This window comes from Rhodohalobacter sp. (assembly GCF_034521535.1).
In the GTDB taxonomy this organism is placed as follows: domain Bacteria; phylum Bacteroidota; class Rhodothermia; order Balneolales; family Balneolaceae; genus Rhodohalobacter.
Map to the genome: position 1 here is coordinate 41837 of NZ_JAXHMF010000007.1, position 23868 is coordinate 65704.

Annotated in this window: 24 protein-coding genes; 21 read left to right on the forward strand and 3 right to left on the reverse strand. The window is 43.6% G+C overall.

Annotated elements, in window-relative coordinates; genetic code table 11:
* The first annotated feature begins 2 nt into the window (after positions 1–2).
* Together tsaE and U5K35_RS17035 are read left to right on the forward strand one after the other, a co-directional pair.
* Positions 3–422 carry a tRNA (adenosine(37)-N6)-threonylcarbamoyltransferase complex ATPase subunit type 1 TsaE gene (tsaE, locus tag U5K35_RS17030; protein ID WP_322572721.1) on the forward strand — a complete coding sequence of 140 codons (420 nt, stop codon included), beginning with the start codon at positions 3–5 and terminating at the stop codon, positions 420–422.
* Positions 419–703: a hypothetical protein gene (locus tag U5K35_RS17035; RefSeq protein WP_101073349.1), complete on the forward strand. Its 285-nt coding sequence runs from the start codon at positions 419–421 to the stop codon at positions 701–703. Before tsaE ends, U5K35_RS17035 begins: the two co-directional genes overlap by 4 nt.
* On the opposite strand, the gene U5K35_RS17040 is transcribed toward U5K35_RS17035, so the two are convergent.
* Together U5K35_RS17040 and U5K35_RS17045 are read right to left on the reverse strand one after the other, a co-directional pair.
* The gene (locus U5K35_RS17040; RefSeq protein WP_322572722.1) at positions 695–2101 is read right to left on the reverse strand and encodes a sodium:solute symporter family protein; all 1407 of its coding nucleotides are present in this window, start codon (positions 2099–2101) and stop codon (positions 695–697) included. The genes U5K35_RS17035 and U5K35_RS17040 overlap by 9 nt on opposite strands.
* The gene (locus U5K35_RS17045; RefSeq protein ID WP_322572723.1) at positions 2101–2727 is read right to left on the reverse strand and encodes a thiamine diphosphokinase; all 627 of its coding nucleotides are present in this window, start codon (positions 2725–2727) and stop codon (positions 2101–2103) included. Before U5K35_RS17045 ends, U5K35_RS17040 begins: the two co-directional genes overlap by 1 nt.
* 123 nt (positions 2728–2850) lie before the next feature.
* On the opposite strand from U5K35_RS17045, the gene U5K35_RS17050 reads away from it, so the two are divergent.
* The 12 genes from U5K35_RS17050 (at position 2851) to U5K35_RS17105 (ending at position 11986) form a co-directional block, all read left to right on the forward strand.
* On the forward strand, positions 2851–3825 hold the full coding sequence (locus U5K35_RS17050) for a bifunctional oligoribonuclease/PAP phosphatase NrnA (RefSeq protein ID WP_322572724.1): 975 nt from the start codon (positions 2851–2853) through the stop codon (positions 3823–3825).
* Positions 3822–5078, forward strand: a complete 1257-nt coding sequence (locus U5K35_RS17055) for a S1C family serine protease (protein ID WP_322572725.1) — start codon at positions 3822–3824, stop codon at positions 5076–5078. The genes U5K35_RS17050 and U5K35_RS17055 overlap by 4 nt, the downstream gene beginning before the upstream one ends.
* Positions 5079–5138: 60 nt before the next feature.
* The gene (locus U5K35_RS17060) at positions 5139–6143 is read left to right on the forward strand and encodes an RluA family pseudouridine synthase (protein WP_322572726.1); all 1005 of its coding nucleotides are present in this window, start codon (positions 5139–5141) and stop codon (positions 6141–6143) included.
* 6 nt (positions 6144–6149) lie between these two features.
* The gene (gene gldC, locus U5K35_RS17065; RefSeq protein ID WP_322572727.1) at positions 6150–6485 is read left to right on the forward strand and encodes a gliding motility protein GldC; all 336 of its coding nucleotides are present in this window, start codon (positions 6150–6152) and stop codon (positions 6483–6485) included.
* A gap of 68 nt (positions 6486–6553) precedes the next feature.
* Entirely contained in the window at positions 6554–7519 is a 966-nt protein-coding gene (locus U5K35_RS17070) for an acetyl-CoA carboxylase carboxyltransferase subunit alpha (protein WP_322572728.1), read from the forward strand.
* Between the two features lie 5 nt (positions 7520–7524).
* Positions 7525–7965, forward strand: a complete 441-nt coding sequence (locus U5K35_RS17075; RefSeq protein WP_322572729.1) for a thioesterase family protein — start codon at positions 7525–7527, stop codon at positions 7963–7965.
* Positions 7962–8399, forward strand: a complete 438-nt coding sequence (locus U5K35_RS17080) for a DUF2085 domain-containing protein (protein ID WP_322572730.1) — start codon at positions 7962–7964, stop codon at positions 8397–8399. The genes U5K35_RS17075 and U5K35_RS17080 overlap by 4 nt, the downstream gene beginning before the upstream one ends.
* A 12-nt stretch (positions 8400–8411) precedes the next feature.
* Positions 8412–8999 (forward strand): DUF4199 domain-containing protein, encoded by a 588-nt coding sequence (locus tag U5K35_RS17085; RefSeq protein ID WP_322572731.1) that lies wholly within the window; start codon positions 8412–8414, stop codon positions 8997–8999.
* Positions 9000–9003: 4 nt separating this feature from the next.
* On the forward strand, positions 9004–9933 hold the full coding sequence (locus tag U5K35_RS17090) for a type II CAAX endopeptidase family protein (RefSeq protein WP_322572732.1): 930 nt from the start codon (positions 9004–9006) through the stop codon (positions 9931–9933).
* 3 nt (positions 9934–9936) lie between these two features.
* Positions 9937–10242: a putative signal transducing protein gene (locus U5K35_RS17095; protein ID WP_322572733.1), complete on the forward strand. Its 306-nt coding sequence runs from the start codon at positions 9937–9939 to the stop codon at positions 10240–10242.
* Positions 10239–11039, forward strand: a complete 801-nt coding sequence (locus tag U5K35_RS17100) for a phosphatidate cytidylyltransferase (RefSeq protein WP_322572734.1) — start codon at positions 10239–10241, stop codon at positions 11037–11039. Before U5K35_RS17095 ends, U5K35_RS17100 begins: the two co-directional genes overlap by 4 nt.
* Before the next feature lie 44 nt (positions 11040–11083).
* On the forward strand, positions 11084–11986 hold the full coding sequence (locus U5K35_RS17105; protein WP_322572735.1) for a TIGR01777 family oxidoreductase: 903 nt from the start codon (positions 11084–11086) through the stop codon (positions 11984–11986).
* A 4-nt stretch (positions 11987–11990) separates the two neighbouring features.
* On the opposite strand, the gene U5K35_RS17110 is transcribed toward U5K35_RS17105, so the two are convergent.
* The gene (locus tag U5K35_RS17110) at positions 11991–14651 is read right to left on the reverse strand and encodes a hypothetical protein (protein WP_322572736.1); all 2661 of its coding nucleotides are present in this window, start codon (positions 14649–14651) and stop codon (positions 11991–11993) included.
* Positions 14652–14764: 113 nt separating this feature from the next.
* On the opposite strand from U5K35_RS17110, the gene U5K35_RS17115 reads away from it, so the two are divergent.
* From U5K35_RS17115 to aroA, 7 genes are all read left to right on the forward strand, one after another.
* Complete coding sequence (locus U5K35_RS17115) at positions 14765–16873, forward strand: BatA domain-containing protein (protein WP_322572737.1); 2109 nt, start codon at positions 14765–14767, stop codon at positions 16871–16873.
* A gap of 6 nt (positions 16874–16879) precedes the next feature.
* Entirely contained in the window at positions 16880–17470 is a 591-nt protein-coding gene (locus U5K35_RS17120; RefSeq protein ID WP_322572738.1) for a hypothetical protein, read from the forward strand.
* A gap of 25 nt (positions 17471–17495) precedes the next feature.
* Complete coding sequence (gene hflX, locus U5K35_RS17125; protein ID WP_322572739.1) at positions 17496–18587, forward strand: GTPase HflX; 1092 nt, start codon at positions 17496–17498, stop codon at positions 18585–18587.
* Positions 18580–18783, forward strand: coding sequence for a hypothetical protein (locus U5K35_RS17130; RefSeq protein WP_322572740.1), 204 nt, complete (start codon positions 18580–18582; stop codon positions 18781–18783). The genes hflX and U5K35_RS17130 overlap by 8 nt, the downstream gene beginning before the upstream one ends.
* A gap of 1 nt (position 18784) precedes the next feature.
* Positions 18785–19453, forward strand: coding sequence for a CBS domain-containing protein (locus tag U5K35_RS17135; RefSeq protein ID WP_322572741.1), 669 nt, complete (start codon positions 18785–18787; stop codon positions 19451–19453).
* 89 nt (positions 19454–19542) lie between these two features.
* Positions 19543–22530 (forward strand): tetratricopeptide repeat protein, encoded by a 2988-nt coding sequence (locus U5K35_RS17140; protein ID WP_322572742.1) that lies wholly within the window; start codon positions 19543–19545, stop codon positions 22528–22530.
* A gap of 3 nt (positions 22531–22533) precedes the next feature.
* Positions 22534–23823, forward strand: coding sequence for a 3-phosphoshikimate 1-carboxyvinyltransferase (gene aroA, locus U5K35_RS17145; protein WP_322572743.1), 1290 nt, complete (start codon positions 22534–22536; stop codon positions 23821–23823).
* Positions 23824–23868: the final 45 nt, after the last annotated feature.

Sequence of the window (23868 nt, forward strand, 5' to 3'; positions counted from 1 at the left end):
TAATGGAAAAGAAAATCAGTCGCAGTGAAGAAGAGACGTTCCGCATTGCAAAAGATTATGCAAAGCAAACCAAACCCGGAGATGTAATTTGCCTGGAAGGTGATTTGGGAGCCGGGAAAACTCACTTTACCAAAGGTTTTGTCATGGCGTTCGGTCTTGAAAAAGAGATCGTATCATCGCCTACGTTTGCGCTAATCAATGAGTATCAGGGCGATAATATTGAAATTTTTCATTTTGACTGCTATCGCCTCGAAGATGTTCGGGAAGCGCTAGAGATAGGCGCAGAAGAATACTTTTATGGTGATGGAATTTGTATTATTGAATGGCCTGAACGAATAAGGGCAATTTTACCTTCACATTCCAAAACCGTAACTATTACCTCAACAGGTCCCTCGGAACGGGAAATACGATTTAATTCATGAGTACCAAAAATCGACGGCTTTCATATCGGCTCGATCTGCTTCCGGTGATTTATCCATATCACCGGCGGGCAACGAATCCCATTCAGCTGGGCGATCTGGTGTACTATGGGCCGTCACCTGAGTATTATGGTATCGGTGAAGTGGTGAGTGCCGAAGATAATTACTGTGTGGTAGACTTCAGAGGGACAGGTTTGTTGGGTATTCAAAAAGATGTTTTTCAAAACAAGTATTTGATTCCTATCCATAAGCTCAATTTAAGCCACTTGCTTAAATCAACTTGAAGGCTCTTCGTCTTCACCTCTTCCAACCAGCCAAATTAGTATAGCTACTGCCAATCCCGGATAAAATGGTTCTACTCCGTAAAATGCGTATCCGACGGATTGATCCGGGCTCATTGTCCCCAAAATGAGCCAGAAAAAAGATACAGCCGAGGCTCCAACCATGGTACCGATTACGAATATGTTCTTCAGTTTAAACGGCTGAAGGTAAATTCCAAGTACGGGTATCAACAATCCCGGTATGAAAACAGAACCGATAACATACCATAGATCAATGACGCTCGGGTAGATGATGATCAGCAGTATTCCGAGAAGTGCAGAGATCAATATTCCAATTCTGGTGAGCAGATTGGGATTTGTTTTGGGGAAATATTTGACCAAAAAGTCCCGTCCAAGAGTCTGACCTGAAATAAAAAGATAACTGTCCAGGGTAGACATGATGGTAGCCAGCAACGACACAAAGAAGAGGCCCTTCAAACCGATCGGCAGAATTTCTTCTGCCAGCATTGGGTATGCCAGAACCGGTTGTTCTAATCCCGCTCCAAGGATGGCAAACGCATAAAGTCCTGCAAAAGCTGTTAAAAAGTCGAATCCTATCCAAAAGAGGATGGATACAAAAATACCTTTACGGGCAGTTTCAGGTGATTCTGCGGCCGCTGCTCGCTGATGGAAGCTGGGATCTACAAATGTCCAGAGTGCGATGAAAAACCACACCAGGATATACTGAAGGCTGTTTCCTCCGGTGATGTCGAAATGGACGTCCGTAACGGCATTTGACAGCTCTCCAAAGCCACCAAACGTACCGATAGCAAACAAGAGTAAAATGATGAAACCCGAAAACATCAGAATAATCTGAAGGATATCGGTTCGGATAACCGCACCAAAGCCTCCGATGGTGATATAAAGCACTGAGAAAAGAGCTACCAAAGAGGCATAAAAAAGAAACGGTGCATCACCGCCCGAAAGAAATTGGAAAAGCAGGCCAAGCATTAAAATATACGGGGCGGGACTTACCAGGATAAAAATGGGTAGTGCGCTCAAACGTCCCGCTCTTTCACTGTAGCGGTTTGCAATCGCCTCCGGAATAGTCAGGGCCTTGTTAAGGCGGATTTTACCGGCCAGGAAAATTGCAAAAAGTGCAGAAAAAATATAGAAAGGAGCGCCAAGGATGAGCCATTGGGAAATGCCAAATTGATAACTCCATTCGCCAACGCCTAAAATTCCACCGTACCATGTGGATACCAATGTAGCGACAAATGCGGGAAGGGTGACTTTCCGGCCGCTTAACAGAAACTCTTCCTCATTATCGGAAGACCATCCCTTTTTCCAGCTGAGCAAGATTAGAAATACAAAATAACTTGCAACGAGTAACCAGTCGAGTACAGAAAATGTGGATTCCACTACCTGTCAGTTTTGTGATTAATGAAGATGAGAAGGTCTCCCTTTTTGTGATTAATTTCGATCTTTTTTTCAACGGTTAAGTTTGAACTGCCATCCTGTATTCCATTTTCAAGTGTGCCATTGGATAAAGCGTATTTTAACCCGGTTGTAGTAATGCCTTCAACTCTACCCGAAAGCGGAAAAAGAGAAACCGTTGTATCGAGTGGTAATTCTGTTTCAAAATTTTCGGGAAGCAGGAACACGACAGAATATTTGTCCTTAAAAACGAGCGATTTGAACTGGTTATTAAACTGTTTCAATACAGAAAGATTTTTAAGCGTATGATCCAAACGTTTACCCGTGGCACCAAAAACAATAACTTCTTTCCCTTCCTGTTTGTAGGCGTATGCTAACGCTTTCTCAAGATCGTTAGTTTCCTGGTCAGGGTCGTGAATTACGCTTGCTTGCTCATAGCCTGTTTCAGAATAGCTGTCGAGGTCTCCTATGATAATATCGGGCTTAACTCCCATGGATTCCGCAATAAATGCGCCACCGTCTGCTGCGATGAACAGGGATGAATGTTTGAGTGCCTCTTTTAGTTGTTCAGGCCTCGGGGGATTACCGTCACATAATATTACTACATTCATCAATCTGGTAATTCTCGACAGTTAAAGTTTAATTTGACGTTTTACCTCAATTACACCTACGTTTATATCTTTTCAAAAATTGAGCTATAAGCCGTTTAAAAATCAGCTTCAGGATAAAGAATTATGTTTAAAGAATTCATCAAAAAGATAAAAAAATACGAACGAATTGGTGTTATTTCACATATTCGGCCCGATGGTGACTGTATTGGGTCGCAGGTTGGACTGTCTCTTTGGTTGAAAAAAAATGGATTTGACGTACAGGCCTTCAACGATGACGACGTACCCGTAAATCTTGAATGGCTCACACATTACTTTCCAATTCAGGAATTTGATTTAGAGAAGATTAAACAGTGTGATCTGGTGATTTTAGTGGATGGAAATGCACTTCACAGATTTGCCCACTCAGAAAGCTGGACTGATTCGATTGAGGCTCCTTTCTGGATGATAGATCATCACCCCGATCCTAACGACGAGTTTGATCTTCAGATTTCTGTACCCGGCGCGTCTTCAACCTGTGAGCTAATCTATAATTTATATAACGAACACGATATTGAGCAGCTTGACACGGATGCAGCAAAGGCGCTCTATACTGGTATTATTACAGATACCGGCTCACTGCAATTCGACAGCGTAACACCTGAAACGCTTGAGGCAGTTGCCGATATTTTGAAACGAGGAGAGTTTAAGCCCAATATTGTAGCTGAACAGGTTTTTTCAACCAAAACAGAGGCACAGTATAAATTGCTTAGCGAGGCACTGGGCACTATAAAATTGTACGAAAACAATCAGATTGCATTGATGTACGTTACGCAAGAGATGCTTGAGAAAACAGACACTACCAATAGCGACACGGAAGGTTTTGTGAGTTATCCCCTTAGTATTGCCGGTGTGAAAGCTGCCATTTTAATGAAAGATTTAGCAGAGGATGGCGTTAAGATGAGCCTCAGGTCCAGAAGTGACGTGGATGTTAATCAGTGGGCCAGGGAACTGGATGGCGGCGGACATAAAAAAGCAGCCGGAGCCTGGCATCCGGGACCGCTGGAAAAAACCATTGAAGATGTGATAGCAATTGGCAGAAAGCAGTTAAATTCAGATTGAAAAAAATTCTACGACATATCGCGCTTTTTACATTTGCCCTGTTTTTGGCCTCGTGTCAATCATCGGGTGAGAGTGACGATGTTACCAATTCGGAGGCTAGCCAATTAACTGATAGCGAACCATTCTCGGCGGCCTATGTGGAAAATTCAGAGGGAGAAGCCAGCCGTTCCTTAATCTCACCGCCTGAAGCTGAAGAGACCGATGACAGAATAGAATCGAGCCGGGTAAATGCAATTACAAGATCTGTAGAAAAAGGAAGCGGAGCAGTTGTGAGCATTATGGCCACTGAACCAATCCGGCAACAAGATCCAACAAGAGACGAGTTTTTTAGATTCTTTTTCGGTGATCAGTTCCCCAAAGAAAATTCCAGCATGGGTTCGGGTTTTATTATTAGTGAGGATGGTCTGGTAGTAACAAATCAGCACGTGGTGGGCAAAGATCCATCAGAAATTATGATATCCATGGGAGATGGCTCAACGTTTGAGGCTGATTTGGTGGGTTTTGATGAACTTACAGATATAGCACTAATCAGAATTCAGTCCGATCAAACATTTCCCTATTTAACTTTTACGGATTCAGACAGTGTTATAGTGGGTGAATGGTCGATTGCTTTAGGTAATCCTTTCGGACTTTTTGACGACGGCCGCCCGTCAGTTACGGTAGGCGTTGTGAGCGCAAAGAATCGGGATTTCAGAGCCAATCCGAATAATCCCCGCGTATTTATTGATATGATTCAAACGGATGCGGCGATTAACCGGGGTAATTCCGGCGGACCGCTTCTGAACAGCAACGGCGAGGTTATCGGGATGAATACGTTTATTTATACAGGGGGCACAAGTGCCGGATTTGTGGGCCTGAGTTTTGCGATTCCGAGCAATCGAATTGAAAAAATTATATCTCAGCTGCTTACCAGCGGAGTTGTGATGCTCGACTATGATCCCGGAATGGAGTTTACATCCATGACGGAGCAACTCATTTACCGATATCGACTTCCATACGTTCAGGGGCTGCTGGTAACCAGTGTGAATAAAAACGGCCCGGCTTTTGAGTGCGGCATACTTCCGGGCGATGTTATTGTACGAATTGGAGACGAAAGAGTGATGAGTGAAATGCATGCCTGGGCTCTTCTGCGAGACTACGACGTGGGGGATGAAATGCAGGTGGAGCTTTTGAGAGAAGGAGATCTGTATCAAACTGAAATGATGCTTCGCCAAAAAGTGAAAGATAATTCGTCGAACCCATCAAATAATTAATACGGGGTTTTAAAATCGCCTGACTGAATTCGAACTGAGATTTTTTGTATTTTTGCCCGCATGTTAGTTGAAAGAGAAAACCCGAACAGAACCGAATATTTGCTTAATGTCCCTGAAGGACAGCATACCGACGTTCGTCTGGATAAATATATCACGTCTTTCGTTCAAAATGCCTCGCGGAATAAGGTGCAGAAGGCGATCAAAGACGGCCATGTGCTGGTGAACGGTAAACTTGAGAAATCTTCGTACATCATGCAGCCGGGCGATAAAATTGAGATAAGCCTGCCAAAACCTCCTGCTCCCGAAGCCAAACCGGAAGATATTCCCATCAATATTGTTTATGAAGATGACGAACTGCTTGTGGTAAATAAAGAGGCGGGAATGGTTGTTCATCCTGCGTTTGGGAACTGGTCGGGGACGATGGTGAACGGTTTGCTCTATCATGCCGATACCTTGTCAAAAGATGATGAAGAGACCTTAAGGCCCGGAATTGTACATCGCCTGGATAAAGACACCAGTGGATTACTTGTGGTGGCAAAGAATGAGGTGGCTCATAAAAAGTTGGCAAAACAGTTTGCTAAAAAGAGTGTAGAACGCACTTACTGGGCAATCGTTTGGGGTAATCCGCCGGATAGCGGTACCATTGAGGGGAATGTCGGCAGGTCGCCTCGCGACAGGAAAATTATGACAGTTTTGAAGGAAAAGAAGGGGAAAAGTGCCGTCACCCATTTTGAAACCATTGAACGTTTTGACCACTTAGCGCTTCTGAAAATTAATCTGGAAACAGGCCGAACCCACCAGATTCGTGTTCACATGCAGCACGAGCATTTCTATGTTTTTGGTGATCCAACTTATGGTGGGAATTCGGTGCGATACGGACCAAACACAGGTTCGAGGAAAGCGATGTTTAATAACCTATTTTCCAAACTGGAACGTCAGGCACTTCACGCAAAAACGCTTGGGTTTATTCACCCCGGATCCGAGGAGTATGTAGAGTTTAATTCAGAACTGCCTGAAGATTTTCAGTTTGTGCTGGATACATTACGAACAAATTGTAAACCATAGAAACCCATGTCTGAAAAGAATAAAAAAATTGATATTGAAGTAGAGCTTGATGAAAAAAATATCCCTGAAAATATTCGGTGGAGCGCCACGGATCTGCAAGGGTACGACGAGGCGAACTGCCGCGCAATGATTCTTGCTTTGTGGGATCATCAGCGAAAGGATACACTTCGGCTCGACTTGTGGACGAAAGATATGACCGTGGATGAGATGAAAATCTTTTTTCATCAAACACTTGTAACCATGGCCGATACACTTGAAAAATCGATCAATGATCCGCGGATAAGCGGGGATATGCGTGATTTTTGTGCCTATTTTGCCGAAAAGATGGAAATTTCTGAATAAGAAAAGTGTTATAACACGCAGCAGAATTGTTATTATATTGTCATTCTGAATAAAATAAATTGATAGTTATGCAATATCTCGATTTTGAACAGCCCATTGCCAATCTGGAAAAGAAAATAGATGAACTGCAGGAAATTTCTGTTGATGATAAAGTTCTGAAACCTGAGATTGACCGCCTTAGAAAAAAGGCTGATCAACTGAGGGAATCTATTTTTACCAATCTTACTCGATGGCAAAGGGTACAGCTCGCACGTCATCCCGAGCGCCCATACACGCTGGACTATATAGAGAGAATTACGGACGATTTTATTGAGCTCCATGGAGACCGCTATCACTCCGACGACAAGGCCATTGTTGGTGGTTTTGCTACCATCGACGGGCAGTCGGTGATGATTATAGGTCATCAAAAAGGAAGAGATACCAAAAGCCGTCAGTATAGAAATTTTGGCATGGCTAATCCCGAAGGGTATCGGAAAGCGTATCGCCTGATGAAACTGGCCGAGAAATTTGGCATTCCCGTAGTAACGCTGCTCGACACACCGGGTGCTTTTCCGGGGCTGGAAGCTGAGGAGCGCGGACAGGCGGAAGCAATTGCCAAAAATCTTAAGATGATGGCCGTTCTGGAAGTGCCAATCCTAAGTATCGTAATTGGTGAAGGTGCCAGCGGCGGTGCTATCGGTATTGGTATGGGTAACGAGGTTTACATGATGGAGAACACTTGGTACTCGGTTATTGCCCCTGAATCTTGCTCATCAATTTTATGGAAAACATGGGACTACAAAGAACAGGCTGCTTCTGCACTGAAGCCTACCGCTAAAGATCTTCTGGAACTTAAAGTTATTGATGGAATTATTCCTGAGCCGCTTGGCGGGGCACATCGCGATTATGGAAAAGCTGCTGAGGCGGTTAAGATGCAGATTACAAAGAGTCTCAAAAAGCTGAAGAAATTAAAGGGTGATAAGCTGATTGAACAACGAATTGAAAAGTACGCCTCGATGGGTGACTGGGAAGTGGCATCAGGTAAAAAAGATTAGATCTGATGATTAAATTCCCGGAAAAGGATCCGGTATTGCGGTACAACCACATGCTCAGAAGCAGGTATGGGGAAACAGATCAGATGGGGTATGTATACTACGGCAGATACCTCGAGTTTTTCGAAGTAGCCCGAACCGAAATGATCCGTTCTCTTGGATTTTCCTACAAAAAGCTTGAAGAAGAGGGAGTGATGCTACCGGTTATCTATTCTCAAATCGAGTATAAATCTCCAATTTTTTATGATGAAGAGATGAACATTGAGATATCTGTTTTTGATAAACCATTAGTTCGCCTCGAAACATATTACCGGGTTTTTACAGAACGGAATGATACTCCACATATACTGGGTCAAGTGAATCTCTGCTTTACTGACAGCAAAACCCGGCGTCCGTGTAAGGCTCCGGGGCATTTTCTGATGCATTTGGAAAATCAAGCCGATAGATGAAGTTCAAAGCGCTATATGCAGGAGTTCTCGTTGGGCTCATACTTCTGGTTCTGTTTTCGCTGGGAAGCGGTTTGTGGGGAGGATCAGACGGTTTACACTGGACAGAACAGCTATTTAGCGGGGTATGCCATCAATTACCAAACCGCACGTTCACATTTATGGGAGAATTAATGGCGGTTAATACCCGATGTTTCGGCATTTTCTCAGGTTTGTTGGCAGGCTGGATACTCATTCCAGTGTTAAAAGATATGATTTCAGAAAAAAAATGGCCTTTTATTTGTCTTTTGTTTGCAGGCTTACTTCAAATCATCGATTATTCAGGCAACTTATTTTTACTGTGGGAAAATACAAACAGCTCTCGATTCTTATTGGGACTACCTCTCGGAATGTTCAGTTCAATCGTGATTGCTGATTTGTTTCAATCAACTAAATAAAACGGGACAATTATGGAAATGGAAGAAGTAAATCAGGAACAGGAGAAATCATTCAGCTTTAGCAGCTATTGGCCGTCCATTGCAATTGTGGGAGCAATATTTAGCTTGGTAAGCTTTGTGATAGGACTTTATTTCGGTTATCAGCAGATTAACGCAGAACCTTCAGGATCTTTTATTTCTCCTGTAATGATAAGCAGCGGTGTTATCTGCCTGGCAACAGCTTTTGCCGGTATGCTGGCAGTTTGGCACTACACAAAGGAAGTTAGTCCATTTATGAAACTGGGCCAGGGGGCCTTGGTTGGATTTTTAACCGGAGCGGCTATTGTACTGTTTAGCACCATTTTAAATGAGTTATGGCTTTTGATAGATCCCGAATACACACAAAAACTTATCGATGCAACTATCGCAAATGTTGAAGCGATGGATCTTCCACAAGATGCAAGCAACGATATGGTAGACGCTATGGCCCAATCGATGGGCGACCAGTCTTTTTTTAAACAGTTGTTTATTGGTATTCCGATACCTGGACTGTTGAATATGGCAACCGCTATGATTGGAGTTAAGATATTTGCCAAGAAGGAAGACGAGATAAGTTTCTAAATTTATGACCAAAGATTCATCGGGTAACTCATTCTCAAAATTACAAATTCAATCCTGGGCGGAACGTAACGGTTTTGCAGACTGGGCTGTAGCTCTTATTTGGCTGATTGTAGCATTTGTGATGTTTCAGGTAACGGCCGGTGTTGTTTTCTTCGCATTGCTGCTGATTTTTGGTGAAATCACATCGGCTGCAGAAGTGGAACAGGTGTTGCATAATCATCTCGATCTGCTATTTATTGGCAATTCCACAGGGCAGATCGTTTTTTTGGGAGCCACAACCTTTCTTATTACCAAACTTCACCTAAAAAGGGAGAAAGTATCTAATTTTCTCAGATTTAGATGGAAGAAGGATACCCCCACTTATGTCTTTTTAGGTGCCGTTTTGGTTGTAGTTGTTCAGCCGATTATTCTTTATCTGGGCTACTTCAATTCATTGCTTCCAATTCCTGAGTCGTGGTCAGATCTGCAGGTGTCGCAGTACGAGATGTTTGAGCAGTTTCTGAAAACAGAGGGTATTGTATGGTTTGGCCTGTTCCACATTGCACTGGTTCCGGCAATTTGTGAAGAAATACTTTTCAGAGGCTACATTTTCAGAGCTTTTCAAAGAAGCTGGGGAATCCTCCTGGCTATTATTCTTTCAGGGTTTGTATTTGGGATGTTTCATTTGCAGGTGCCAAACCTTTTACCGCTGGCAACATTAGGAATCCTGCTTGCTGCAATGACGTGGCTTAGCAGAAGCATCTGGCCGGCTATAGTCGCACATTTTGTAAATAACGGAGGTGCGGTTCTACTGGCCACAGCCTACCCCGATCTTGCCTTTGGAGATGTATCCGCTGAGACACTGCCATCGGTTTGGCTGCTATTGGCCAGTATCATACTTACCGCGGGAGTGATTTATACTATGATCCATCGAACAGAAGCTATTCTGGAGTAATTTATGTTTAAGGATCCTACACCAAATAAGTTTGAAAATTGGGTTTGTATACTTGAAAGAGGTACTGAATATGAAGTACAGATGGCTAAAAACTATCTGAACAGCCTGCAGATACCTTCCAATATTTTATCTAAAAGAGATCGGTCTTACAGTCTCAATATTGGTGAAATGTCGATGGTATACCTCTATGTGCCTAATGAGTTCGAAGAAGAAGCCAGAGAGGCACTGGAAGAGCTCGATGAACCGATAGAGGATGAAGATGTGGACGAGGATCAGGATGAAGATGAGGATGAGGAGGATGAATCTTGAGTGAGTTATCAAAGCGCGTTTTAGTCGGTGTTCCGGCTGCAGCTCTATTTATATGGCTTATTTGGCTGGGTGGGGCCGCATTTCAAATAGCCATACTTGCCATTTTGTTACTAACGGTTTGGGAAGTACACAGAATGATGCAGCAAACGGGATTTAGTGATTTTTTCCCTGTATCACTGGTCTTCGTACTGCTGGTATGGAATCCTGACTTTATGCCACAGTGGTTAAATCTATCCATCGCAGCGGCGGCAGCACTTTTGACGGTCATCGCTGTGATAAGCAAACATTCGGAAACATCCGTTAGATGGCTTTCCACTCTGTTTACCGGGGTATATCCGGCGGTAGGTTTTGTAATGCTCATCAACATCAGAGAGCTTGGAGCACCGATTGAAGGCTTTTGGCTTACAATGACACTAATGCTGATGATATGGGGAAATGATGTATTCGCTTATTTTGGAGGAAAATCATTCGGCAAACATAAACTAGCACCAAAAATTAGTCCTAAAAAAACTTGGGAAGGTTTTGGCTTTGGATTTTTTGGAGCCGCCGTTGGTTTTTTAATTGCCTACTATGCAGCAGAATCCTATCCGCTTGAGCTATGGACACTGGTACCGGCCGTTTTGATCGTCAGTATTGCAGGACCACTCGGAGATATTTCTGCAAGCCGTATAAAACGAATTGCAGGGGTGAAGGACTCCTCATCTATACTGCCGGGACACGGTGGATTTTTTGACCGGTTCGATTCGATGATTCTATCAGCTCCTTTTGTGTTTTTCTATTTCTACGCACTTCTTTAAATCGATTGGATTGATCTGCTTACCCAAAGTGTTTACTAAATACTATGAAAGAAAAAAATATACTTATTACTGGCGGTACAGGATTTATTGGCGAATATCTAAGTGAAGAGCTGCTAAAAGACGGACATTTTTTGACGATTGTTACAAGATCTCCCGAAAAGTATAAGTCTGTAAGTTCTAAAAATCAGCAGTTTATTACTTTGGATCAGGCAACAGAAAGAATGCTTGATATGGACATTGTGATTAATCTTGCAGGCGAGAGCATTTTTGGCCAGCGCTGGTCGGATGAAGTGAAAAACAGAATATACGAGAGCCGTATCAATACAACACGCTCCCTGGTGGAAGCAATGGAGACTACCGAAGACAGACCGGAGCTTTTTATTTCGGCTTCTGCAGTAGGAATTTACGGTGATTCGGATGATACGCTTTTAGATGAAGAGAGCCCTTTCGGGTCTGATTTTTTGGCAACGGTATGCGAAGACTGGGAAAAAGAATCAAAAAAAGCGGAATCGCTTGGTGTTCGCGTTGCAAACCCGAGAATTGGCATTGTGCTCGAGAAGGGTGGTGGTGTGCTTGAGCAGATGATCACACCGTTTAAATTTTTTGTTGGAGGCCCAATCGGTACCGGAGATCAATATGTGCCTTGGGTACATATGAAAGACCTGTGTAATGCCATTCTGTTTCCGATAAAAAATCAGAATTTTAGAGGACCTTACAATGCTTGCTCACCAAATCCGGCAACGATGAATGAGCTGGCTAACGCTTTGGGAAGTGTTATGAATCGCCCATCAATATTTAAAGTTCCGGAATTCCTGCTCAATATCGCATTAGGTGAGGCAGCTGAACCCATATTGGCAAGCCTGAGAGTTCAGCCTAAAGTGCTTCAAAAAGCAGATTTTGAGTTTGAATTTGAAGACCTGGAAACAGCTCTGGGAGATATTCTTTAGAAATTTATTCCGTCTCACCTTCCATGCGGGTGCGAATGATCGACCAGGCTCTCATGCCATCTCTGGTTTGTGCAACGATCTCCTTATTGCCATCCCCGTTGATATCGTAAATAATCGGATAATTCATGCCCGTGGTTGGCAGATCTAACAGTCTTCGATTAGATATCAGATCCCAAGCATAGAGACGCCCAAAGCCCGCCAATGAAATTAAATCCATTCTTTGATTGCCGCCAAGATCAGTAACTATCGGGGTAAAACTTCCTGAAGATGGTTGACCCATGCTTTGTGTGAAAATTAACTGACCTATATCATCGTATAAAAAGAGTGAACCATTGCTGGCCTGTGCTAAAACAAAATCATCACGGATCAACTCCTCATCCACTCTCATCATTAGGTTGTAACTTTTTGGAGTTGCATTAAGAGAAGTATTCGACACCTGGATGGACTGTACGAATAGAGAGTCAGTTGAGTGAGTTACAGAGAGTGAATCCGTAAATAGAGAATCTCTCCCTATCGCATATAGATTCCCATCATAACCGGCTCCCATAATGTGATCTTTAAACATGGATGGAGCTCCATGGATTTGTGCGGGTAAAAATACCGGAAATCCACTTCGTCTCTGCCCATTGATGGCCCATGCATGCAGTGTATTTTCTGAATAGACAAAAAGGGATCGCTGACCTAAATACGTGTCGATTAAGGGTTTTTCGTTAACAACAGTATTGGTGCTTTGGGGCCACCCGGAAATAGCCTGTCCGCGCGAATCTAGTATGTGGAAGTTTCGATTATTGGTTCCAACAATCAATTCAGCCACACCGTTACGCGTTACATCTTCTACAGTTAATGGGGTTGTGATGGATTCCTCAAGGATAATTGGGAAGTTTGGAAGTTCATCTCCTGAATTATTCCACGCATAGACTTTATTTCCGGCCGCCTGCAGGATAACTTTCTGGTTATTGCCGTACCAGTCATAAGCAACCGGCGGTCCTACCGGGGTGTCTGAGCCGGTTGATGTTTCCAGAACGGTGGTACCGTCGGTCGCAAGTGCATAAACATTTCCGCGATTGGTCGAAAATATCACTTCATTTCGCCCGCTGCCCGTAATGTCAGCTAATACGGATGGACCGGTGATTTCAGCTCCTCCCAGGGGAAAAATCCAACGTTCACGATAGGGCTGATCGACGGTTTCTCTTTTAAATGAATGGAATTGTACCTCCAGCTGATCAGAAGAAACAAGTTCTGTGGTGATGACAAACTGATCCAGTGGTGAGAGTATGGTATTTAAATTGTGTTGTGGGTAGAGCCACGGCTGTACAAAATTTCCAAATTGAGATGCATTCATAAAGAAAAGCGAACTCAGTGATGAAGGAAGAGAGTTTTTTATATCCATAAAATCATCATCGTAGTACATTACCCGCCGTCGGCTGGCATCACCACCGATACTTTCAGAAAGTCCTTTTCGGCTGGCAAGAGCTGCTACTTCGTTATAAACGGTGACATAAAAATCAACCATGGGGTTAAGCTCACTTCCAAAAAGTTTGGCAAGCCAGCTGCTTCGAATAGAAAAGGTGTTGCCATCGCGGATGGCTAAATCTTCCTGCACCAGTTTGTTAAGCTCTGATCGAACTGTACCAGGGTCAGTAATTTTTCTCAAGTAGAGAAATTCACTCGCACTTTCAGCTCCGGACTGGTCAAAAGTAGCGAAAGCAAATTCATCGCCGAGCACTTCCGAAATGTTTTGCCAAATAGAGGAATTATCTTCTATATATTTGTCAACTTCGGTCTCTGCCTGCAAATCGTCGGCGGGAACTGAACGCGTTTGCAATCTTTGAAGCGAGAAAGCTGCACTGTTCATAGGAATGTATCGATCCAGTGTAAACTCATCTGAGGGTTGCGAAATTGAACTCAGCAGTGTCGATCGATCTTCGGAAAGATCCATTACCCCTGACATTCTCCAAACCGGATTTTCATCTTCTATCTGATCAAACCGAAAAGATACAGGACTGCCGCCTGTTAATATGTTTTGCAGTTGAGGACGGTAAGTAACCTGTGCAACCTGTTGAATCCAGTATTCCAGACTTTCTGTGTTGGCAATAAACGAACCCGGTGCAGTTTGCTCCTGTGTTAATTCGATAGAGTTTTTTTCGCCGGTTAAGGTCCGGATCATGTTTTCAATTCCCAGACTTGACTCAGAAAAGATGAAATAATCACCATTCTGAAACGCAAACATCACGCGATCCGATAAAAATATCTTCTCTATCGTATGTTCTTTAAAGTAATATTCATTCTGCTCGAATCTTTTTTGATAGTTCTCGACTAACTTCTCAAAAAGGCCGGGTTGGGATTTGGATATCCAGATAGGCTGCCAATCGTTGGCGGTATCCGTATAAAAGAGAACGGCTTCGATCATTACACCGTTGTCGGATTGCTCTTCAATCCTGTTTATAAGCTGAATGGCAGAAGGAGTAATATCATCCATAAGAGGAATGTAGGAGGCCTCCATTAGATCAAGGATGGTTTTATTCTGCTCCGGTACCAAAACGAACGGGGTATCGTCGGGAACTAAATCAGACCAGTGATTGGCCGATCTGTTAAAGCAACCTGAGAGAAATAGGATCGATAGAAATAGAATTGAAAGTCTTGAAAATAGGGATTGATTAATCACTGCCTGGTCCGGTATAATATGTTTGTTCAGGATTGGTTAATACCATAGCTTAGTACCCATTCGTTCGAAATGTTTCAAATGGGAAGGCTGTAAAGGTATAAACTTTTCGTGTAATGAGCTTTTTAAATCCACTGTTTCTAATTGCGTTGGCTGCAGCAGCCATACCGCTGTTGATTTACTTGCTGAACGTGCGGAAACCAAAAAAAGTCCGCTTTTCAACTCTTGCTTTTTTTGACAGCCTGAAACAGACTGCTTTAAAACGATTAAAGCTCAAACGGCTGCTTCTTCTGGCTGTGCGTATGCTGGCTATTTTGATGCTTGTTCTGGCCGCCGCTCGACCTTTACTGCCGGGCAGCTTTGGAGGTTTGATGAGTGACGGTGAGCCCAAAGCAATCGTTGTGTTAGTAGATAACAGTCCATCCATGCAGCAGGTGGATCAAAATGGGCCCTACTTCGATCAAGCTTTAGAAATAGCTGAAGAACTGATTGGAATGGCAGATTCTGATGACAGAATTTTATTGAATGTTACGAATGGAGAATCCTTGCCGTTTCCCTTTGTTTCGGCATCCGGCGCACAAGTCAGGCTATCGGATTTCACTATAGAAAATAAAGGGAACTACCTTGTTGACAGGCTTGAAAATGCGTTTCGCAGGTTAGAGGAAGCACCGGAGCCAAACAAACAGATCTTTATTATTTCTGATGGGCAGGAAACGCAGCTGAATGAACTGGCGGAATTATCATTTCCGGATCAGCAAGAGTCTGTTCAGTTCATCACGGTTGGCAATGCCGAACCGGCCAACACCGGAGTTGAATCAGTGGACTTAGAGAGCTCCGTTTTAGATGGGGTGGAAGATCTTTCGTTGCGCGTAAACATCCGGAACTATGGAAACCGCGAAGCACGCAATCAATTTTTAAATTTATCTATTGATGGGGAGTTAATAAGCCAGCAGGCCATTCAACTCGAAGCCGGTCAAACTGAAGAGTATACGTTTCCGGTTACATATTCCGACGATAAAAGTATCGCAGCTGAAGTTTTTATTGAAGGGGATGAGCTCACGTACGACGATCGTTATTATGTAAATATTCAGCTGCCTGACAGCCGTTCTGTAGCTGTAATTTCTGAGGAGAACGGAAATCAGGGATTTCAGTCTTATCTAACACCCATGCTGGAAGTTATGGCACAAGAAGAGGATCGGTTTAATATCTCGTTTTACAAGTTGCAAAATCTGGATGTTGACATTTTATATGACTACGATGCACTAATTCTGGATGGGCTGCAATCAATCCCCGATTATCTGTCACAAACGGTGTTGGACGTTGTACAAAACGGCGGTGGTGCTTTGCTGCTGCCGGCCGCTGATGGCGATATCAACAGCTACAACCGAATGCTCGGGTTCGGTAATGCGGGAAGATATATCGACGTGATTGGTTCATACGGCTCATTTGATGTGATTGACAGGATGGCCGAACCGGATGATAGTCATCCGATTATTGACTCTATTTTTGATATTAGCGAAGGAGAAACCGTTCGGTTAAACGTGCCTGAACTGTTTTATCTCTACCAGATAGAGGAGGGTTCTTTGAGCGGATCATTTCCGATTTTATCAACAAGGTCGGGACAAATATTGCTGCAGGAACAGAATATCGGAAATGGAAGAATGATTTTCTCTGCAATAGGGAGTGATCCGGGGTGGTCTAATTTTCCAATTAAACCGTTCTTTGCTCCTTTCTTTTTCAGAACGGTTGAATATCTGGCCAGGGGAGAGGGGGCAAAAATTAGCAATCATAAACTGGGCGAAAGATTCGAGAAGGTGATAGGACAATCTGTTGATTATGCTGAGATAGAAAAAGATGGTGAAACATTCGTTCCGGAAATTGCGCAAAGGTTTGAAGGTACAGTAATATCTTATGATGGAAAGGAGTGGGAACCGGGATTTGGTAAAATTGTATCAGAAGACCGGGAACAGCATTTTTCTGTGAATCAGGATGCAATGGAATCACTATTAAATTCGTTAAACAGAACAGAGATTGAGAATAAGTTGGAATCAGTTTTTGAAAATCTATCAGTGATTCAATCTGATGACAACAGACAATCATTTTATTCAGAATTGGAGTCAGCTTCCTTTGGCAAAGAAATTTGGTTTTGGTTTATCATTTCGGCCATTATATTATTAATCGCAGAGTCATTTATCGCCCGTTTATATAAAGTTGAAATTATTTAGCAATAGATGAATATCACTACCGATACATACAGTTTATTTGTGCTCCTGCTGTCGCTCTTTACATTAGGAGCTACACTGTTGGCCGCATACTCCATCGCGAATGCATGGCGGCTGAGAAACATCAGGCTTAGCTGGAAATGCGGCAAACTTTTTGGCTACCCGCTTTTTTCAACCCTGTTTCTTTCCTTCAGCATAGTGGTTGGAGGATACGTATGGAGCATGGAGATGAGTCAATACAATATCATCCTTGGAAGCTATAGCTGGATGGGATTAAGCTGGTTTCTAGCCAGTTACTTTTCCACAAAAGTTTATGTAACCGACCATGGAATTGTTAAAAATGTGAACGATCCGTCACAAACCATAGCGTGGCATCAAATTCGCGACTATGTTGAAAAGCCAACAGAAAAAGGTTCGGAGTACATTTTTATTTATGAAGAGAATGGCCGTTTGAAAACAAAAAATAGTCGCTTGATACGGCTTGAACTGCTAGTTCCCGATGAGAAATGTTCTAAATTTGATAAGCTCGTTACTTTAAAGATTGGAAAAACCATGTCGCCGGTCACAGGTACTTCGTTCGATATCAAAGCTTTCGATTGAATTTTTATAAAACACACAAAATAATTTGTTAGAAGATATACGCAAACCATCTCTCAGCAAAGAGAAAGCAGTTTTAGTAGGTATTTACGGAGCAGACACTCCTAGATGGCTGGCCGAGGAGTATCTTGAAGAACTTGAATTACTGGCCGATACGGCCGGAGCTGATACTGTTGAAAAAGTGCTTCAGAATCGCCCTCATCCCGATCCTACTACATTTGTGGGAACCGGGAAATTAAGAGAGTTGAAATCTATAGTGTCTGAGAAAAATGCAGACGTACTTATTTTTGATGATGATCTGAGCCCGACACAGATCAGAAATATTGAAAAGACTGTAGACAACAAAGTATTGGACCGAAGCGGACTCATACTTGATATTTTTGCATCCCGGGCGAAAACAGCCGCATCAAAAACTCAGGTTGAACTGGCCCAGCTTCAATATTTGCTGCCAAGATTGACCCGTTTTTGGACTCACTTATCCCGTCAAACAGGTGGAATTGGAACGAAAGGTCCGGGTGAAACTCAGATTGAGACCGACCGTCGATTAATCGGCAAGCGGATATCCACACTCAAGGATAAGCTCGAAAAGTTGGATCGCCAGCGTACAACTCAGCGAAAAAACAGAGAAGGAATTGACCGGGTCTCATTGGTTGGCTATACGAATGCGGGCAAGTCTACACTCATGAATGCGCTGACAGACACGGATGTATTGGCGGAAGACAGACTTTTTGCAACTCTTGACTCCACCGTCAGGCGTCTTGAAGTGGAAGATCACGAAATACTGCTATCTGATACGGTTGGTTTTATAAGAAAGCTTCCTCATAACCTCATAGAAAGTTTTAAATCTACACTGGATGAGGTTCGTGACGCGGATATTCTGATGCACGTCGTAGATGCTTCCAGTAAACTTCTGGAAGATTATATTGATGTGGTGAATGATACTCTCGAAGAGCTTGAGATTGAGGGTAAAAAGATGGTTTTGGTGCTTAACAAGATCGATCGCCTTGAGCCAAATGAACTCATAGGTTTAAAAAAAGAGTATCCCGGAGCGGTGTTTGTATCTGCAGCCAGAGGGATTGGTCTTAGGAAAATTGAAAGAGCGTTTAAAATCCTTGATTGAAGAAGACTATGTGGAATTTGCATACGACGTGCCAATGTCGCATTATAAAGCCGTTGCGTATCTTCATGAAGTTGCTGTAATTGACCGCGAACATTTTGAAGGAAATCACGTAACAGTAGAAGGCAGTGTATCAAAAGCCGAACGCGATCGTTTTGAAAGCATTCTGGCTGAAATTCAACCGGTAAACTCACAATAACGTGTTAGCTAGAGAACTCTTAAATACCGAATTTACCCCGCTCGCACCACAGGATAGAATTTCTGCGGCTTTAGCCAAGATGGATGCGTGGCAAACTACACGAATACCTGTTCGAGAAGTAACAACCGGGAAACTGGTTGGAATGATTTCGTTTGAGGATATCGCTGATATTCCGGATGACTCGCAAGAGGTAAATACCGTTGAGCTCAACTCATCCATTTACGTTTATTCAGGTCAGCATCTGTTTGAAGTAGCTCGCAAAATGCTTGAATTTGAAGTGAGGTTACTGCCTGTTGTGGATATGGACGGGATTTACTTGGGAATTGTTGAGAAAAAGGATGTACTGGAGGCATTCTCAAAAATGCTCAATATCACAACCACCGGATCGGTAATAACCGTAGAAGTAACCAAAGAGGATTTTACGATTTCTGAGCTGGTTCATTTGATCGAGACGGAAGGTGCCAAAATTCTTGGCTTAACTGTAGACCAGCCTCTTGATGATACTTTAAGACTGCGTATCTCGATAAAGATTAGCCATATTGATACGTCTGCAGTGGTTTCTTCACTCCAGCGTCATGGCTATCATACTACAACAGAAAACCGAAATGATCTGTTTCAAACAGACATTTCATCGCGGGCGGATGAGCTTTTGCGCTATCTGGATGTATAGTTTATATAATCATCATAGAAAGATGATTTGATGTTTTGCTGATTGGTATATTACACCCCTTGCAAAGAATCTATTATTCTAAAATTTACATGAGTCGAACGTTCTACCTAATCCTTCTGACAGCCTGCTTACTTTTTGCACCATCCCTGCTGAATGCTCAGCAGCATCAGGAATCCTATCAAAAAGAATTCCAGGAAGCTATTAATCTGTTTGATAAGGGGCTTTTTGAGTCTTCAATTCCTCTGTTTGAGGCAGCAAAAAACAACGCAGAAAACTCTGTAGCAAAGGAAACTGCTGAATTTTACCATACCCGTGCTCTTATCAAAATTGACTCTTCGGGAGTGGACCATCATGTCAATCGATTTGTTCAATCACATCCAACCAGCAACCGTTCTGCCGTACTGTTAAAAGAACTGGCCAATTTACATTTCGAACAGGGAGATTTAGAAAATGCAGTTCAAAGAATGGATGAGGCCCTGAATTATCCGCAATCGAACCGCGATAAAGCTGAACTTTATTACATGCTTGGGGAAGCATCGGCCCAGAATGGTGACTACGATTTGGCGAGACAGTATTTCTTAACTCTTTCAGATAATCATCGAAGAAGTGAGTGGTCGCCCAAGGCACTCTATGCCAGGGGAAGGCTGTTTTTGGAAGAGGAGAAGTTTAATGAATCGGCTGAGGCTTTTGAGCTTTTAAGGGAAAGGCATCCGTTTGATCCGATGACTAGAAGAATAGGTACCGCACTGGGAGAATCCTATTATCAGCAACGAAATTTTGAGGAGGCAATTGAGGCGTTTAATGATGCCCTGCCAAATTTGGACCACGAGAATCGGCAAAAAGCAGTCTATTTGATAGCAGAGAGCTACAATGCACTTCAACAATATGAAGATGCTACTCGATTTTACAGGCAGTATATTAATGCAGCAGATGAAGGTGATGATTTACGAATTGCACACTACGGTCTGGGTTGGGTATATCATAAGCAGGAAATTTATCACTGGGCTGCCCGATCATTTGGTGAAGCAGCTGTGGGTGATGATGAACTCGCTCGGAAAGCACTCTACTATAAAGGGGCAAATGAAAAAATGGCCGGACGATCAGATCAGGCTATAACCACATTTCGCGAATTTGGAGACCGTTTTCAGTCCGGGCCGTTCACTGAGCAAGCCTATTTTGAATGGGCTGTCATGGCTTTTGAAGTTGGTTTTTACGGAGAAGCCATTGAAGCCTTGCGGCCACTTGCTCAACGGGCAGATGAACTGGAAAATCCCGGTGACGTCATCACATTTTTGGGAGAAGTATACTATGCCAATGGCGAATATTCCCGCGCATTGGAGACTTTTGATATTGCTGAAGAGCTGACCGAGCTGGCACCTGAGCTGAAGCGTCAGGCGCGTTTTCAGCGTGCGTGGGTTCAGTATAGCAATCAGGCATATCAGCAAGCCCAGCCCGTATTTGAAAGAGTCTACAATGATGCACCCGATACACCATTGGGTCGAGAGGCTCTTTTCTGGAGTGCCGATGCACACTATCAAACAAGAAATTACGGACCCGCTGCAAATCAGTACGCACGTTTTATTGAAAATTACCCGAATCATGAACTTGTAGGTGCAGCTAAATATGCGCTGGGATGGTCTTATTTTATGATGGGCGATTTTGATAATGCAACCAGCCCCTTAATTGATTTCCTCGAAAACTACGAACCACCATCCATTGCACTGTTTCCCTACGATACGGACACAGAGTTGAGAATTGGAGATGCTTATTACGCACAGGGAGAATATCGCGATGCTCTCGAATATTACAATATGGCAATCGGTGCCGAACCGGGCGGCGACTATGCGATGTTCCAGGTGGCGAACAGCTACTACCGGATGAATCAGAATTTTGAAGCGGTATCCCAGTTTCGGCGGGTTTTAAGGATTTATCCATATTCAACATTGCGGGAACAGGCCCAGTATAACGTTGCTTATATCTACCTGAATACGGGGAATTATGATCAAGCAATTGAAGAGTTTCAGACTGTGATTAACCGCTATCCGGGAACGGAGTGGGCAGCCCGCGCTCAATACAACATCGGTGACTCTTACTACAATGCCGGAAACTATGATCAGGCTGTAGAAGCCTATAAGAAAGTGCTGGACGATTATCCGCGAAGTAACTACATCATTGAGGCGATCAATGGAATACAGTTTGCTCAACTTTCTGCAGGGGAGGATGATTCATCAACAGAAATTCTTGAGGACTTTTTGTCTGACAATCCAACTTCCACAACAGCGGATCGATTGAGGTTCAGACAGGCGGAAAACATGATGCAGTCCGGAGATTATCAAGCGGCGGTTGGGGAATTCAGGCAGTATCTCAGAATAACGAACAATCGGGATTTGGCTCCTGATGCTTATATAAATATGGCAGATGCCTATGTGCGAATAGATGAAAGAGAATCCGCAATTGAAGCACTTCAAACCTTGGTGAACGATTATCCAAACTCTGACCGGGTTGCAGCTGCACTGGCAGAGCTTGGCCGCCTGCAGTATGAAGAAGGGAACTACAGTGAATCTCTGGAAAGATATGAACAACTTATCGAGGCTGATGCAAGATACCGGCAGGAAGGCGTCCTGGGTATGGGAAATGCGAACCTGGCCATGGGCAATGTAAATCAGGCACGGCAAAATTTTGAGCAGGTACTTTCTATCGACGAAGACAACGATGCTGCCAGAGTCGGATTAGGGAAAGTTCTGCTGGATGACGACCGCGTTGAAGAAGCCAGAAGATTTTTCAGTCTTGTTGCAGAAAATAGCACCACCGATGTTGGAGCTGAGGCTCAGTATCTGCTGGGTGAAACCTATCTGAATGAAGGTGATAATGAAGCCGCCCGCGAGGCATTTTCGAGGGTGCAGGTTCTGTTCGAAGCGTACGATATTTGGGTGGCTGAAGCACAGTATAAAATTGCAGAAATTCACATTAGAGAAGGCCGGAGAGGCGACGCCATTTCGCTATTGGAATCTATTATCGATCAGTATCCGGGTACTTCAGGCGCAGAAAAAGCGCAAGCTCTTCTAAACAGAAATTAAGTTATGATTCAAAAAACTGAACCTGCAAAGAAATTAGCAGGTACTTTGGTTATGCCACCTGACAAGTCTATTTCTCACAGGTCGGCTCTGTTTGCGGCAATAAGCAGTCATACTAGCGTGATTGAGAATTATTCGACGGCTGCAGACCCGCAAAGTACCCTTTCCTGTTTGAGGCAGTTGGGCGTTCCCGTTCATACAGAAGATCAGCGTGTTGAAATTACAGGAGTTGGCCGAGATGGTTTTAAGATACCTGATGCACCGTTGGATTGCGGGAATTCGGGAACGACGATGCGCTTACTATCCGGAATATTGGCCGGTGCCGGAATAGAGTGCGAATTGATTGGTGATGAGTCACTTTCCGCACGAACCATGAAACGCATTATTGATCCACTGCAGCAAATGGGATGTGCAATTGAAGGACGGGAACAGAAATTTGCACCATTGAAAATTGGACGGCATACGGGTGTGAAACCGATGAGATATCCGCTTCCGATAGCGAGTGCGCAGCTTAAGTCGTGTGTTTTATTAGCCGGCCTTTTTGGCGATGAACCTACCGAAGTTGTAGAGACAGTTCCAAGCCGGGATCACACAGAAAGGCTGTTGGATTTAAAAACGGAACCTTTTGGAACAGGGAAAATCATACAAAGCAGCAGAAATGATCTTTTGCCTGCTCAGAACTATCAGATTCCGGGAGATTTCTCAGCGGCAGCATTCTGGCTAGTAGCCGGATCCATTCATCCGGAAGCTGAGCTTGAACTCAACCGGGTTGGTATGAATCCGTCCCGTACCGGTGCTTATCACATTTTGGAAGAGATGGGCGCTAATTTTACCCAAACAAATTCTGCATTTGCCGGAAAAGAGCCGGTGGCAGATATCCACATCAAACCGGCGCAGTTAAATCCTATTGAACTGGATCCCAAATTGATCCCAAACTGCATTGATGAACTCCCGGTGCTGATGGTTGCCATGTGTTTTGCTGACGGCAAATCTGTGATTTCCGGCGCTGAAGAGCTTCGCCATAAAGAGACAGACCGACTATCGGCAATGGCAGAGATTCTAAACACTGCCGGTGCTGAAATAGAGCTTCAGGAAGATGGGATGATCATTTACGGTGATCCAGAATTTACTCCGCGTCCGTCTCGCTTTAACTCCTACCACGACCACAGAATGGCGATGGCGGCGGCTGTTTTATCAACCCGATCTGTAGGTATGTGTGAAATTGAGGGAGCTGAGTGCACTTCAATATCCTATCCTCAATTCTGGACACATTTACACGAGCTTACCCAATCGTAGTTGTCAATTTGGCAACGGCAAATAAATCCGCATATCTACATGCCA

What these genes read in the sequence shown, in the direction of transcription:
- U5K35_RS17140 (WP_322572742.1), top strand. Translation starts at nt 19,543, where the DNA reads ATGAGTCGAACGTTCTACCTAATCCTTCTGACAGCCTGCTTACTTTTT.
- U5K35_RS17045 (WP_322572723.1), bottom strand. Translation starts at nt 2,727, where the DNA reads ATGAATGTAGTAATATTATGTGACGGTAATCCCCCGAGGCCTGAACAA.
- U5K35_RS17095 (WP_322572733.1), top strand. Translation starts at nt 9,937, where the DNA reads ATGTTTAAGGATCCTACACCAAATAAGTTTGAAAATTGGGTTTGTATA.
- gldC (WP_322572727.1), top strand. Translation starts at nt 6,150, where the DNA reads ATGTCTGAAAAGAATAAAAAAATTGATATTGAAGTAGAGCTTGATGAA.
- U5K35_RS17080 (WP_322572730.1), top strand. Translation starts at nt 7,962, where the DNA reads ATGAAGTTCAAAGCGCTATATGCAGGAGTTCTCGTTGGGCTCATACTT.
- U5K35_RS17050 (WP_322572724.1), top strand. Translation starts at nt 2,851, where the DNA reads ATGTTTAAAGAATTCATCAAAAAGATAAAAAAATACGAACGAATTGGT.
- U5K35_RS17060 (WP_322572726.1), top strand. Translation starts at nt 5,139, where the DNA reads ATGTTAGTTGAAAGAGAAAACCCGAACAGAACCGAATATTTGCTTAAT.
- U5K35_RS17035 (WP_101073349.1), top strand. Translation starts at nt 419, where the DNA reads ATGAGTACCAAAAATCGACGGCTTTCATATCGGCTCGATCTGCTTCCG.
- U5K35_RS17105 (WP_322572735.1), top strand. Translation starts at nt 11,084, where the DNA reads ATGAAAGAAAAAAATATACTTATTACTGGCGGTACAGGATTTATTGGC.
- aroA (WP_322572743.1), top strand. Translation starts at nt 22,534, where the DNA reads ATGATTCAAAAAACTGAACCTGCAAAGAAATTAGCAGGTACTTTGGTT.
- U5K35_RS17075 (WP_322572729.1), top strand. Translation starts at nt 7,525, where the DNA reads ATGATTAAATTCCCGGAAAAGGATCCGGTATTGCGGTACAACCACATG.
- tsaE (WP_322572721.1), top strand. Translation starts at nt 3, where the DNA reads ATGGAAAAGAAAATCAGTCGCAGTGAAGAAGAGACGTTCCGCATTGCA.
- U5K35_RS17120 (WP_322572738.1), top strand. Translation starts at nt 16,880, where the DNA reads ATGAATATCACTACCGATACATACAGTTTATTTGTGCTCCTGCTGTCG.
- U5K35_RS17115 (WP_322572737.1), top strand. Translation starts at nt 14,765, where the DNA reads ATGAGCTTTTTAAATCCACTGTTTCTAATTGCGTTGGCTGCAGCAGCC.
- U5K35_RS17085 (WP_322572731.1), top strand. Translation starts at nt 8,412, where the DNA reads ATGGAAATGGAAGAAGTAAATCAGGAACAGGAGAAATCATTCAGCTTT.
- U5K35_RS17090 (WP_322572732.1), top strand. Translation starts at nt 9,004, where the DNA reads ATGACCAAAGATTCATCGGGTAACTCATTCTCAAAATTACAAATTCAA.
- U5K35_RS17070 (WP_322572728.1), top strand. Translation starts at nt 6,554, where the DNA reads ATGCAATATCTCGATTTTGAACAGCCCATTGCCAATCTGGAAAAGAAA.